Source organism: Faecalibacterium sp. BIOML-A1 (genome assembly GCF_009679715.1).
GTDB lineage: Bacteria > Bacillota > Clostridia > Oscillospirales > Ruminococcaceae > Faecalibacterium > Faecalibacterium taiwanense.
Map to the genome: position 1 here is coordinate 14430 of NZ_WKZJ01000019.1, position 13594 is coordinate 28023.

Annotated in this window: 13 protein-coding genes; 4 read left to right on the forward strand and 9 right to left on the reverse strand. The window is 49.4% G+C overall.

The genetic code is table 11. The annotated features are described in order from the left end of the window. Positions 1-133: 133 nt before the first annotated feature. Genes GKG36_RS14005 through GKG36_RS14015 form a run of 3 tightly spaced genes read right to left on the reverse strand, consistent with a single transcriptional unit; the run spans position 134 to position 3736 of the window. Positions 134-1345: an FprA family A-type flavoprotein gene (locus GKG36_RS14005; protein ID WP_005946385.1), complete on the reverse strand. Its 1212-nt coding sequence runs from the start codon at positions 1343-1345 to the stop codon at positions 134-136. 23 nt (positions 1346-1368) lie between these two features. Next, complete coding sequence (locus GKG36_RS14010; protein ID WP_005946387.1) at positions 1369-3282, reverse strand: acyl-CoA dehydrogenase family protein; 1914 nt, start codon at positions 3280-3282, stop codon at positions 1369-1371. Positions 3283-3304: 22 nt separating this feature from the next. Next, complete coding sequence (locus GKG36_RS14015) at positions 3305-3736, reverse strand: Rrf2 family transcriptional regulator (protein ID WP_044954298.1); 432 nt, start codon at positions 3734-3736, stop codon at positions 3305-3307. Between the two features lie 479 nt (positions 3737-4215). Here GKG36_RS14015 and GKG36_RS14020 point away from each other — a divergent pair, with 479 nt between their 5' ends. Both GKG36_RS14020 and GKG36_RS14025 read left to right on the forward strand, forming a co-directional pair. Then, complete coding sequence (locus GKG36_RS14020) at positions 4216-5295, forward strand: diguanylate cyclase (protein WP_154261245.1); 1080 nt, start codon at positions 4216-4218, stop codon at positions 5293-5295. 809 nt (positions 5296-6104) lie between these two features. Continuing rightward, entirely contained in the window at positions 6105-6386 is a 282-nt protein-coding gene (locus GKG36_RS14025; protein ID WP_015536560.1) for a DUF6061 family protein, read from the forward strand. A 776-nt stretch (positions 6387-7162) separates the two neighbouring features. Here the strand turns inward: GKG36_RS14025 and GKG36_RS14030 are convergent. From GKG36_RS14030 to GKG36_RS14055, 6 genes are all read right to left on the reverse strand, one after another. Further along, positions 7163-8089: a trypsin-like serine protease gene (locus GKG36_RS14030; protein ID WP_005924705.1), complete on the reverse strand. Its 927-nt coding sequence runs from the start codon at positions 8087-8089 to the stop codon at positions 7163-7165. Positions 8090-8299: 210 nt separating this feature from the next. Then, a complete protein-coding gene (locus GKG36_RS14035; RefSeq protein WP_015536562.1) occupies positions 8300-9007 on the reverse strand; it encodes a hypothetical protein in 708 nt (235 codons plus the stop codon). Between the two features lie 11 nt (positions 9008-9018). After that, positions 9019-9411, reverse strand: coding sequence for a hypothetical protein (locus tag GKG36_RS14040; RefSeq protein ID WP_223383318.1), 393 nt, complete (start codon positions 9409-9411; stop codon positions 9019-9021). A 156-nt stretch (positions 9412-9567) separates the two neighbouring features. Further along, entirely contained in the window at positions 9568-9954 is a 387-nt protein-coding gene (locus tag GKG36_RS14045; RefSeq protein WP_223383317.1) for a hypothetical protein, read from the reverse strand. 171 nt (positions 9955-10125) lie between these two features. Next, positions 10126-10821 carry a DUF4367 domain-containing protein gene (locus tag GKG36_RS14050; RefSeq protein ID WP_005924698.1) on the reverse strand — a complete coding sequence of 232 codons (696 nt, stop codon included), beginning with the start codon at positions 10819-10821 and terminating at the stop codon, positions 10126-10128. After that, on the reverse strand, positions 10814-11353 hold the full coding sequence (locus GKG36_RS14055; protein WP_223383315.1) for a sigma-70 family RNA polymerase sigma factor: 540 nt from the start codon (positions 11351-11353) through the stop codon (positions 10814-10816). Before GKG36_RS14055 ends, GKG36_RS14050 begins: the two co-directional genes overlap by 8 nt. Positions 11354-11433: 80 nt before the next feature. Between GKG36_RS14055 and GKG36_RS14060 the strand changes: the two genes are divergently transcribed. Beyond that, positions 11434-11757 (forward strand): DUF3847 domain-containing protein, encoded by a 324-nt coding sequence (locus tag GKG36_RS14060; RefSeq protein ID WP_055191833.1) that lies wholly within the window; start codon positions 11434-11436, stop codon positions 11755-11757. Between the two features lie 263 nt (positions 11758-12020). After that, a partial coding sequence (gene mobQ, locus GKG36_RS14065) for a MobQ family relaxase (protein ID WP_154252915.1) occupies positions 12021-13594 on the forward strand: 1574 nt, incomplete at its 3' end.

A 13594-nucleotide genomic window follows, 5' to 3' on the forward strand; every position in this document is an offset into this window, starting at 1 on the left:
ATGTCCTTTTGGGCAAAGAGCGGGCAAGCGCAGTATCACGCTTGCCCGCTCTGTTTTTGAAAGCCGGTTTTTCTGCAGCCGACGCGGCAGGGCTGTTTGTTGTCTGTTGTCTTGGTTTTGGCTTTCCTGCCAGTTATTTCATAGATTCCAGAATGGCGTCCGCCAGTGCTTCCAGCTCAGTGCGCTTGTCCGTGCCCATGGACGAGGCGAGGCTGAGCCGCTCGTTGAGCACCGTCATGTTCTTAAGCTCATTGTTGACGAATTTCTGCATGAGGTCACCGGACTTCACCGCCCATGAGCCGTTTTCAATGATGGCAAAGGTGCGGTTTTGCAGATTCAGTGCCTTCATATCCATGAGGAAGTCATGCATGGCAGGGTAGATGCCGAGGTTGTAGGTCACAGAGGCCAGGACAATGTGACTGTACTTAAACGCCTCGGAGATCAGCTGGGAGACATGAGTGGAGGACACATCGTACATCGCCACCTTGCTCATGCCCTTATCGCAGAGCGACGTCGCCAGCGCCTGCGCCGCGTTCTCCGTGTTGCCGTACATAGAGGCGTAGACGATGAGCACGCCCTGGGTCTCAGGGGCATAGCGGCTCCATGTGTCGTACTTTTCAATGAACCAGCCCAGATCCTTGCGCCACACGGGGCCGTGGAGCGGGCAGATGTACTTGATCTGATCCAAAACGCCGCCGGCCTTTTTCAGCAGGAGCTGGATGTGGGGGCCGTACTTGCCCACGATGTTGGTAAGGTAGCGACGGGCGTCGTCCAGCCAGTCCCGCTCGAAGTCCACCTCGTCGGCGAACAGCTTGCCGTCCAGCGCTCCGAAGGTGCCGAAGGCGTCGGCGGAAAAGAGGACGCCGTCGGTGACGTCGAGGGTCACCATGGCCTCCGGCCAGTGAACCATAGGCGCGCCCACAAAGGTGACGGTGTGTTTGCCGAAGGAGAAGGTGTCGCCCTCCTTCACCTCGATGCACTCATGTCCGTCCACATGGAAGCCGAACTGCCGCATGAGCATGAATGCCTTCTCGTTGGAGATCAATTTCACCTTGGGATGGCGCAGCAGGATCTCCTCGATGCAGGCGGCGTGATCCGGCTCCAGATGGTTGACCAGCAGGTAGTCCAGCTCGCGGCCATCCAGCACATACGCCAGATTTTCCAAAAGCTGGCGGCAGGCAGACCAGTCCACCGTGTCAAAGAGCACCGTCTTTTCATCCAGCAGGCAGTAGGCGTTGTAGCTTACGCCCCGGGGAATGGGAAAGCAGTTTTCAAACAGGGCCAGGCGATGGTCGTTGGCGCCCACCCAGTAGAGGTCGTTCGTTACTTTACGCACGCAATACATCTTATCTTGCCTCCTTCACGGCCTCAAGCCTTTACAAATTGATCCTTCGTCTCCGCGCACTCGGGACACACCCACTCGGCGGGAAGCTGCTCAAAGAGCGTACCGGGCGCGATCTCGCCGTCCTCGTCGCCCAACTCCGGCACATACTCGTAGCCGCAGCCGCTGCAGACGTAGCGGTCGCCGATGGGGGCGGGCTTCGGCGGCGTGGGTCGCTTCATCTTTACCATGGGCGGCGCGGGCAGCTTTTCGCCGCTATCCAGCGCGGCAGTGAGCAGGGGCAGGATCTCCTCCACATCGCCCACGATGCCGTAGTCGCAGTTCTTGAAGATAGGCGCGTTACCGTTCTTATTGATGGCCACGATGGTGGAGGCGTCCTTGATGCCCTTAAGGTGCTGGGATGCGCCGGAGATGCCGCAGGCGATGTACAGATTGCCGGTGAACTTCTGACCGGACATACCCACATAGCGGTTCAGCGGCAGATATTTGAGAGTCTCCGCCACAGGGCGGGAAGAACCGATGGCCGCGCCGGCGGCCTTGGCCAGCGACTCTACCAGTTTCATGTTCTTTTTCTCCCCGATGCCCTTGCCCGCGGAGACCACCCGTTCCGCCTGCGGGATGGGCGTATCCATAGGGATGCCCACGGAGAAGTCGTGACCATCCTTCTTCAGCGCCGCCACAAGGTCGGCCACCTGCTGGGCAGCATCCCCCTCCCGGAAGATGGTCTTTTTGCGAATGCCGGTGATGGGCGCGGGTTTCTTGGCCGCCGAACGGCTCTCGCCGCCGGAGCTCTTGCCCAGCCTGCCCAACAGATGAGAGGCGATGACCACCCGCTGGATCTCGTTAGTGCCCTCGTAGAGGGTGGTGATCTTGGCGTCGCGGTAGGCCCGTTCCACCTCCATGCCCTTGAGGTAGCCGCTGCCGCCGTGGATCTGCAAGGCATCATTGGTGACCTCCAGCGCGATGTCCGAGGCGTACATCTTCGCCATGGCGGACTCCATGCCGTAAGGCGCGTGCTGCTCCTTCAGCTCCGCCGCGGAGTAGATGAGGAACCGGGCGCAGCGCAGCTTGGTTGCCATATCCGCCAGCTTGAAGGCGATGCTCTGCTGGGCCGCGATGGGCTTGCCGAACTGGACACGCTCCTTGGAATAGCTCAACGCGTGCTCAAACGCGCCCTGGGCGATGCCCAGCGCCTGCGCGGCGATGCCGATGCGTCCGCCGTCCAGCGTGGACATGGCAATCTTGAAGCCCTCGCCCTCCTTGCCCAATAGGTTTTCCTTGGGAACCTTCACGTTGTTGAAGATCAGCTCCGCCGTGGAGGAGGAGCGAATACCCATCTTGTCATAGTGGTCGCCGAACTCAAAGCCCTTCCAGCCCTTCTCCACGATGAAAGCGGAGATGCCCCGGGTGCCGATGTCCGGCGTGGTGACGGCGAAAACCACATAGGTGTCCGCCTTAGGGGCGTTGGTAATGAAGATCTTGCCGCCGTTGAGGAGGTAGTAGTCCCCCTTATCCAGCGCCGTGGTCTCCGTGCCGCCGGCGTCGGATCCGGCGTTGGTCTCCGTAAGGCCGAAGGCGCCGATCTTCTCGCCCTTGGCCAGCGGAACCAGATATTTCTTCTTCTGCTCCTCGGTGCCATAGGCGAAAATGGGCCATGAGCCGAGGGAGACGTGGGCGGAGAGGATTACGCCCGTGCCGCCGTCCACACGGGCCAGCTCCTCCACCGCGATGGCGTAGCTCAGAGCATCAAGACCGGCACCGCCGTACTCCTTGGGGTAGGGAATGCCCATCCAGCCCAGCTTACCCAGCTTCTTGACAGCCTCCTCGGGAAACTCATTGTTCTGATCCATTAAAAATGCGAGTGGCTTGATCTCCTCCTCCGCAAAACTCCGGATCTTCGCGCGCAGCTCTTCGTGCGCCGACGTGGTTTGAAACAGCATACGGGTACCTCCTTTTAAAATTTTACAGCTTGCTTGTATCTTGGGGATCGGATCCGCCGGTCAGCAGCCTGCGCAGGCTCACGGCACGGAACGCCTCGTCCTGCTTTTGCTGCAAGGCCGCCAGCTGACAGTGGATGGCGCACCGCCCATGCTTGTCATGCCAGCGGCATTCATATCCCGGCTCCATGCAGGCGCACAGGATGCCCCGCTCCCCCACGACCACCATGAGATCGTAGAGGGAGGTCGCGTCCAGATCGCAGGACAGCTCGCAGCCGCCGAGAGCGCCGCGGCTCACCCGCACCAAATTGCCGGCGGAGAGCTTGCGCAGAATCTGGTAGGCAAACTGATTGGGGATCAATTCCGTTTCCGACATCTCGGCCACCGAATGCTTCTCCCCGTCCAGCAGCACCCGCAAAATGCGCAGCGCGTAGTCCGTCTCTTTGGTGATGATCATGCTCCACATCCTCTTTTCGCTTGCTTGTTAATACTATCATATCAATCTTGATAAATTTTGTCAAGATTATTTCAAAAAAAATATTGCTTTCATACAGACCGCCCCAGCCCGGGTCAGCTTCGCTTTCCATTCAGCGAAAAGCCATGTTCCTTACAATTATAGAAGCCGAAAAAGCTGTGCCATGGCAGTCCGCCGAAAGCAGAAAAGACTATGACTGAAAACCAGAAAGCGGAGAAATTGGTTGGGGCTCGCAGGGGTCGCCCATCCAAGGCGGATGAGGCGATCCCTGACAAGCCTAAGCCATCCAACCGAAACAAGCAATAAAGTGCGTGCTTTTCATTTTATTCATGCCGATCATTCTTGGGAGACAGTAGAAAAATTTCCATTGTTATTGACATGATGTGCGTTACAGAGTAAAGTATTCATCAAGACTGATTCGCAATAAAGAATATCATGGTCGTTCCGTGATCGAGGTCGTTATGATAAAAGGAAATGTAAAAATAGATCGCAAAAATCTCATCAGCATCCTGCAAAGCTGCCTTGTGCTGATTTTGGTGATCCTTGTCGCTCTGATGATGGTCGAGATCGGCAACCTGAAGGGCACGGCCCGCGTCATCAATTATGCCGGGCTGGTGCGCGGAGACACGCAGCGGGCGGTAAAGCTGGAGATCACAGGCACCCGAAACGATGAGTTGATCGCGTATTTAGACGATATTTTAAGCGATCTGACATCCGGGGATGGGCACTACGAATTGGTAAAGCTCAAGGACGCGGCCTATCAGGAAAGGCTGGACATCCAGAGTGCCTACTGGGAGCGGCTCAAGGCGGAGGTCGCGGCGGCCAGACAGCGTGGATATGAGAACACCCAAATCGTTGCCATGAGCGAGACCTATTTTGAAATGGCGGACGAAACGGTGTCTGCCGCGGAACACTATTCAGAAAAGATCGCCATGAAGATCCGCACTATTGAGATCCTCTCGGCACTGGATATGCTGTGCCTGGTGATCCTGATCATGCTCCAGACCGCCATGGCACTGAAAATGGCCCGGAAAAACCAACTGCTGGAGCAGAAGGCATACATCGACATCCATACCGGCCTGCCCAACAAAGGCTCCTGCGAGGAGCTTCTCAACAACAGGGAAATTCTCCGGGAGCCTACGGCCTGCGTCATATTTGACCTGAACAATCTGAAAACCGTCAACGATACGAGGGGTCATTCGGCGGGTGACCAACTGATCCTGAGCTTTGCCCGGCTTTTACGCCGGGTGATCCCGGAAAAGCATTTCGTGGGCAGATACGGCGGCGACGAATTTATGGCGGTCATTTACCATACGGACCGGCAGGAGGTGGAGGGCATACTGGACAGTCTGCGCAGGGAAGCCGACGCTGCAAACCGTGACGGCAATCAGCTTCCTCTCAGCTACGCCTACGGTTGGGCGATCTCCGCCGATTATGAAGGCTGCATCATGCAAACGCTGCTGGACAAGGCCGACTATTGCATGTACGAAAATAAGCGAGCCTACTACGCTACCCACGACCGGAGAGCGCCCAGGTCATAAGGCTCTTTTCAAACGAAAAACAGCAAGAACGAATTCGTCGCCACTATTGCGAAAAAAGCCTGGCCTGACGAAGAAAGGACAGGGAGGCGGCACTGAACGTCCACGTCGCAGTTGTGATGGAGGTACTGAAGGCTGGTGGCAGCGTGCAGTTCATTAGCTTCGTTAGCTTTGAGGTGAAGGGGTGCGCTGCCCGATCTGCCGGTTCAATGGTTTGCTGTACAGGAAACTCACCAGCAGGTACTTTACGATGAACGCTGGGGCGAGGGGCGGACGACTATCTTCTTTGCTGCACAACTGCACCATTTTCTCATACACGGACGGTAGATCCAGCACTGCCTCACATTTCCGGAGGATGGTCTCCTGCTGCATTAGATACTCGATTAATCCGCCAAGCTGATCTGGCCATTGCTGTAACGATACATAGCTGCCCTCCAGGTACAAGGTTTTTGCTGGATTTTTTCCAGTTCTCTTGCTCCAATTATACCACAGATTGGCCTCTATAGATTGAAATATAAGGCTTTTTCTTTTATTCAGTGCATATTAAGTTAGGATGTGCAGTAGATGCTCCATTTTAGCGTTTATCTGGAGATTGCCAAAGGATAAATAGAAGCAGTATTATGATGAGCAGCTTGCCGCAGAAAAACAGCGCACCGAGCGGGTGACCAAGCGCATTTTGACCGAGGAAGAAATGTCGGCTCTGTCCGATCGGCTGATGCAGGATAGTGCGGTTGGGTGACTCAAGAGAAAGAAAAAAGAGACCTCATCTCGTCAAAAAACTAAATCATAAAAGCATCAAAGAGGGCATTCAAATGAAACAAAATCGAATTTTTGACCAGAATAGTTCTCAAAAAGCACGTTCTTGGCACTATAATATGGACACCAACCGAGCGGAAGCCCAGTTCGCTGATGGCTCTGCCATTGCCATTGACTGCCTTGCCATCGAGGACGAATACGGCAATACCCCGGCACAGCGAGCTGAACTTGATTGGCTACTATACAACAAGCCCTTGGAGTGCGTCCAGCTTGTGCTGAGTGGTGAGATTGAGCATTATCTCTCACTTGGCTGTGACCATGGCAAACTGAAAGACTAACCTCTAAATAGGCCAAACAACCCGCTACTTGCAGTCGCTGCAAATGGCGGGTTGTTTGCTTATTTTAAGTTTTTCCTTTGCTCATAGTAGTGCAAAATCAATGTAGTGCAAAATCAATGGCCCAACGGTCAAAGAAATCACAAATATCAGGCAAATCTACTGGTTTCTTATAAATGTCATTCTAAAATTCAATGGATTTTGCTATTTCTAGCACTTGTTTTTTCGACACGAAAGTCGATTTAACCCTATATTTTATGTATCTCTCGATGATTTCAAGTTTGCCATTTTGGGGGCTTGATTATTGAGAAAATTCTAAATTCCAAAAAGGTCTATCATTTTCATCAATCGCATCGTTATTGAGAATAAGCACTGCACCACCACTTAACAGAGGAGGCAGCTGTAAATAGCTTATATTATTTATTGAGAAAATGAAACGCTATTGCAACAGTTGAATACTGTATATTTTATCAAATTGATACGGATCTGATAGCAACACCTTACCGTTTGATATCACAAGAATGCTTTCGCCTTCTTTAAGATACGACAACTGAAGATTTCCTTTCAAGTAGTTTGATACGCCATAAATTATATAATTGTCATCCGTATCATATAATTGATTTTTTGCAGTCGCATAAATACAATTGTTCTTCAGGTCAACTTCTTCAATTATAAGTTCCGATTTTTTTCTTCCGAATGTATTCGATTGAAATAGAATGCAGAGAACCACTGCCACAAATGCTATGCCAACCATAATCTTCCGTTTGCATTTCATTTTATCAACCTCTGTATGAAAGGAACAGCGTATAAAGCGATTGTGTTATTCTCAATGCCCCTGTATAAGAAGTTGGATATGAAGAACCATCAATTGTGCTTCCATCTTTATGGATTCCGATAGCTACATACCCAGCTCCAGAAATATATTCTACAAGAGGACCACCACTAAAGCCACCTGTCAAATCCCAATCGCCCTTGAGATATTTTGAAGTCTGACTTCTAATATACCCAGAAGATTTACACATCCGATATCTCGCATCGGCACCATTTATTTGGCTCGGATAGCCATAAGCATACACCAACTGTGATGATGAATAATTGCTAGACTGCCAATGTAACCCAAGCCATCCCGTTTTCGTTCCTAAATTATTCTTGAGCGTAATAATCGCCCAATCCTCCGAACTTGTTCCAGCAAGATAAGAATCACTAACAATCATCGAACTTGCCGATACATTTTCGCTTCCAAAAGGTTTACTATTATCAGATCGAGCAGGTGCGACATTTACCGACTTAACGTAGGCTTTTTCCTTTATACTGTATAGATTATGTGCTGCTGTTGCAAGTGCATTAGGCCCAATCATAAATCCAGAACCATAATTTGTCCCTCCATTATTGGTCGTTATCTGTAGGCATACCGTACTACAATATGGTGTTGCCGTTGGATTATCAACAACAGTGATATCATTGCTTCCGATAATCGCATACAGATCGGATAGATCAATATCCGAAATCTTTCCATTTGGAAAATAGCCTGCAGTTGTCTCTCCATCCGTGAAGGAATTGGTTTCAACTATAATTTCCTCTATAGATTCTTCTTTTGTATCAAAATCGTATCTATGGTATCTCTCGATATGAGATTTGCTTCCATCACTTTGATTATCTGCAAAAGCAGTCAGCCCAGAGTTAAGCTCCATTGAAGAAAGAGCCACAATCCCACTTGCTTTCAAAAAAATTCTACGAGATATTTTTTCACTAGCTATTTTAATTTTCCTTCTTTACTTTTAGAGTATACACAAGATTTCTTATACATCAGTTGCTCTGCATTGGAAACACCTCCGTAAAATTTTTCATACGTTAGAGCCATCCTTATTTTAGATTTCAACTTTTACTTTCGCAAAAAAATAAATACCACTGATTTTTTATCCAATAGCCGTGCTAAGATTTATCTCTATGGGATTCAACACATGCGTCTGCTGGCACAACCAAGCCCAATTGTTCACTGTAGTAGTAAACAAGTCGTCATAGTTGTTGTCATATGCAAAATCAAATGTGTCATGAACGGTAATCAAGTAATACATTATAGAATTACCAATCATGAAGCCTGTTCCAGAGGTGCTTACCCTATGCAATGCATAGAATAAATCTGCATTATCAGACTTTTGAATTGTAAAAGACCAACTTCCTCCACTAAAATCTTTCAAGCCACTATTAAGTACTTTGTTTTTATAATTATTAAAAACTGTTGTCGTGTTTAACTTGTCAAGCAATGGCGTCGAAGAATCCGTCACACTCTCAGAATAGTCAATATTATATACAGAGAATTCAACCATAAGAGCCGCACATTCATATCCCTTATCCCGTGCAATTTGCGCAGCTGCCAACCATGCAAGCTGTGTATTATTTAACAAATTTCCAGATGCACGTGTTTGATCTTCATCTTTCATCTTATCGATAAACTTATTTAATTCATCTATCGACATTCCCGAAAAATCAACATGATACTTATCATTCATGCTTTGAATAACAGGATTGCTAGCTTTACGGCTGCTTATGTTAGCAGCATAAGACACAGTATTTATCGAAAACAAAAAACACACTGAAAGAATTAATGATACGAACCTCTTCATAACGAACCTCCTTAAATTCTGTACTCTACTATATAAATTGTGTGCTTCTCATCATCCCAGACAACGAGACTAAAATTCACATCTTCAGAATGTAAAAGCAATGTATTCATTTCGGCTTCCGAGCGTAGTTCCTTATGCTGACTATTATCATAAAGAAAAAAATTTCCACTTGCAATTTCAGGAATCACAAAATCTAATCCAAAATATGACGACACATTTTTTAATATAGAAGATATGGTTGGAGAATCATTAATTTTCTCCCATGAATCGAGTTGATGAATAATTTTGGCTGCATCCACATCGTAGTATACCGCTAACATTATCCCATCATTTTGCAATCCGCCATAAGCCTCATATATCAACGATTCAGAGTATGTTGCTTTTCCAATTTTGAATTGTTTCAAATAATCTCGTTTTTCATATTTGCTTTTTCTTCCAAGCATAAAGCCCAAAAGCAAGCACAGTGCGACTATAGCTAGGTATCGGATAACTCGCGTTGGTCTCGCCTTTATAATTACCTCACACCTTTCTAACTTGCTGAAATATATAACAAACTCCACTTATCTACTGGTACTTCCGGTAATGGTTTCGCTCCGTCCATCGGAATAGCTAAAGGTCGCAGAATACTCAAGCCTATAAGATTTTCCGGGCTTAGTGTTAAAGCTACTGCTCACCATGCAGGTTGAGGTCGTGCTGCTGTTTGAGCAGCTACTTACTTTTTGCCATGTTCCAATTGTCCCCTTTTCATAGAGAACGCCTGAAACGCTGATTTTCTTTACTCCAGTTCGAGTCTGGGCATCAACCTGATAGTATGTTTGGTAAATAGATCCGTTGACCGTACTATCGCCTACATACCGTTCAGACTTTTCAGCGGCCATTGCGGTGCAGGCAAAGCTCAAGAGAATCACCGCTGAAACAACAATGGACAACAAACGCTTTTTCGACATAGACATACACCTCCGTTTTTTTGCTCCCATCAAGAGCCTTTGTATAATCAACGCAATTCGCATTCGCTTCGTTTCAATTTTCAGGAGAAAATTTTTCAAATTTTCCATCTTTGTAAGTTCAGACAAAAAGAAAGCCAGACATTTGTGAACTCTCACAAGTGTCCAGCTTTCTTAACGGATACCTTCCGCAATTTTCATAATCTCATCGTATGGAATGTTTCCCATAACGGTATGTGTAATCCCCCGATGTTCCCAACTTAGAGTATAAACATTCTTTCCATGTTCATCCGTACTGGTTCCAAGTACACCATCTGCTTCTCCGACCTTTACGGTTTCGTACACTGTATGCTCATTATCAAACAGGGACTGCTGCCCTGGCTGGATAATTGAGCAACGGACTGTGTAGCTTTCCTCTGTTTCTTTTGACGAGTAAACATGTAAAAAGTTTTCTGCTCGCTCAAATTTCTGCACATCGTCCATTTCAAAGCCGTTCGGCACATAATGGTCGCTGTATCCATCCGGGAGCCACTCCAGCGGTTCGCCATCCACCTGATAAGTCAGCTGCATCTCAATGGGCAGAAATTTTTGAATCATCGTATAGACTGCCCTGCGGAAATCAGCGCTGACCGCAAGAGCACCAACCGTCAGCATTACGAGTGTCAATGCCGCAATTAGTACTCGTTTCAACACTGGGTGGTGCTTTTTCTTCTTTAAGGCCTCTGTCATTCGTTCGTCCCATTGGGACGTATCTGGGTAGATTTCCTCAAACTGCTTTGGCGTTGGAAGCGAATCCAGTTCTCTTTGCGCATCTGCACGAAGTGCCATCATCAAAGCCGCATCAAATGAAATGTCTGTCCGCTCACTCATGGCTGTTCATCTCCTTCCATAATAGTTTTCGTCCTCGAAAGAGCCGTGTTCGTACCACTTCATCCGTTAATCCCAGCGATTTTGCAATCTCACGGTTTGTATATCCCATTGCCAAAAGGCGTAGCGGATCACGGTACATCGGTTTCATTTGGCCAATCAGTTCTGTTAGACGTTCAATGTTATCGGTGCTAACTGCTGCATCATCCGGCACCGGAGCGGCATCTGGTTCGTTTGGGACATCTTCCAGCAATTCTTCTCGTTGTTTGCGAAGCATATCATATGCACGGCTTCTACTACAACTAACGAGATAAGCAGCGAGTTCGTGACAGTTTTCTCGATGAATTTTAGAAAAATTTTTTGCAACGTACAAAAATACCTCTTGTAGCACATCCTCTGCCAGATACGAATCATCCATGATTTTGTAAGCGGTATGGTAAACCAGCCGTTTGTATGTATTGTACACCTCGGTAAAATCTTCTTCAAAGTTTCGATCATCAAGCACACTTAGATATAACGCAAGCAACGCAGTCACCTCTATTCACATTGATTGTGTGTAGTGTACCACGAACCAATAAAAATGTCGAATACAACCAACTTTTGAAAAGGAGCGTGATGCCATTGACCCAACCGAAAACCGATCTCGCCTATCTCCGCAGCGAGAAAGCCAAAGCAGAACAGCAGCTGCGCTACTACCAGCACCGGGAGAAAATTCTGGAACACCAGATACCGGAGCTGACCCGCAAGGCCCGTGTGCATCGGCTGTGTACCCGTGCCGGAATGCTGGAAAGTTTTCTGATTGCGCCGGAAGAACTCACCAACGATCAGGTGATGGAGCTGCTGAAAATCTCGTTCCGCCAGCCTGAAGTCGTGCTGGCACTTGCAAAGATGGTGCATGATGTTCACGAACGCAGCAACGTCCAAAAACCTTTAGAATAAAGGGCGCAATTATACACCGTTCCGGTGAAATTGCGGTCTTGCAGACGGCTCGATGAAATCGAAGCTGGCGTTTGTGCGCCAGCCCGATTCCATCCCAAGGAAAACTGCATTTTCCTTGCGCTGCTTTGCAGCTATCCTTTTGCGGCTCCCGCCTGAGATCGAAGCGCATGGCACTCCGTTCTAAGGCGGCGAGCAAAACCGAATACAATTCCAGACCGTTCACCAAGAGCAATCTTGCTGGGCGGTCTTTTTGTTTGGGGGTGATGCCTATTCCGTGTCCGCATTTCAAAATTACCATCGTCAAGCGCAGCCAAGGGCAGTCCGCTGTTGCCGGGGCCGCTTACCAAAGCGGCGAACGGCTGTTCAGCGAGTACGACCAGAGAACAAAATTCTACAACAAGAAGAAAGAGCTTGTCCACGCTGAGATCATGCTGCCATCCTATGCGCCGCCCGGATATGCAGACCGGGCGACCCTCTGGAACGCCGTAGAAGCTGTGGAGAACCAGTGGAACTCCCAGCTTGCCCGGCGCATCGTGCTGGCGTTCCCGGTGGAGGTGCCGAAGGAGCAGTATTTGTCCATGATAAAAGAGTTTTGTCAGGAGCAGTTTGTTTCCAAAGGGATGATTGCCGACTTTGCCATCCACGACAAGGGAGATGGAAACCCACACGCTCACATTCTGCTGACGCTCCGGGCAATAGATGAACACGGCAAGTGGCTCCCGAAAGCCAGAAAGGTGTACGACCTTGACGAGAACGGTGAGCGCATCCGGCTCGCTTCCGGCAACTGGAAGTGCCACAAGGAAAACACGGTGGACTGGAACGACCAGAAGTATGCCGAGGTCTGGCGGCATGGCTGGGAGACCATTACCAACCGCTATTTGGAAGCGGCTGGCCGCCCGGAACGTGTTGACCTGCGCTCCTTTGAGCGACAGGGCATCCAGCAGATACCGACCGTGCATCTCGGTCCCGCCGCACACCAGATGGAAAAGCGTGGAGTGGAAACTTTTCTCGGCAACCTGAACCGGGATATTCGCGCCGCCAATAGCCTGATGCAGTCCATCCGCAGTGCGATTCGTGGGCTGCAACGCTGGATCGCAGACCTGAATGAAAAGAAGCAGATTCTTTTGGATGCACTGGAACAAGCCAAGGAGCCAATGCTGTCCGACCTGCTGGTGGATTACTTCAACCTCCGCAACGAGCAGCGCAGCGATTGGTCTGGCAAGGCAAAACTGAAATGCACTGTCCGAGACTTTGAGGAAGTCAAACGGGCGGTGGACTATCTGAAAGCCCATTCTCTGAACACCATCGAGGATCTGGATACCGCAATTTCTAACCTGAACCAGACCGCCGCCCCTCTCCGTAGGCAGTTGAAGCAGAACGAAAACCGTATGCGGGCAATCGCCCAGATCAAGGATGCTGCCGCCGCCCATGCCAAGCTGAAGCCCATCCACGACACCTTTATCAAGAAGAACTTCAAGTTGACCAAGGACGCTTATGCCGCCCAGCACAAAGAGGAGCTGGACACCTTTAATAAAGCTGTCCGCACTCTGATGAAACTGAACGGCAGCACAGCGGTAGATTTTTCGGCATTGGATGCCGAATTTTCTGCGCTGCAATCCGGCAGCGCAGAACTGCGTACCAAACTGGAAACCTTGCAGCCGGATGTCTCTGCCCTGAAAAATATCCGCAAGTATATCGACATGGTGCTGAATAAGCAGCAGCTTTCCACACCGGGCGGCAAGCCCCCGGAGAAGGAATCGGTGCTGAAACAGCTGGAGCAGCTTCAGCAGAAAAAGTCCAACTACAAAACGATTTCTACCACCCCAAACCGCGAAGA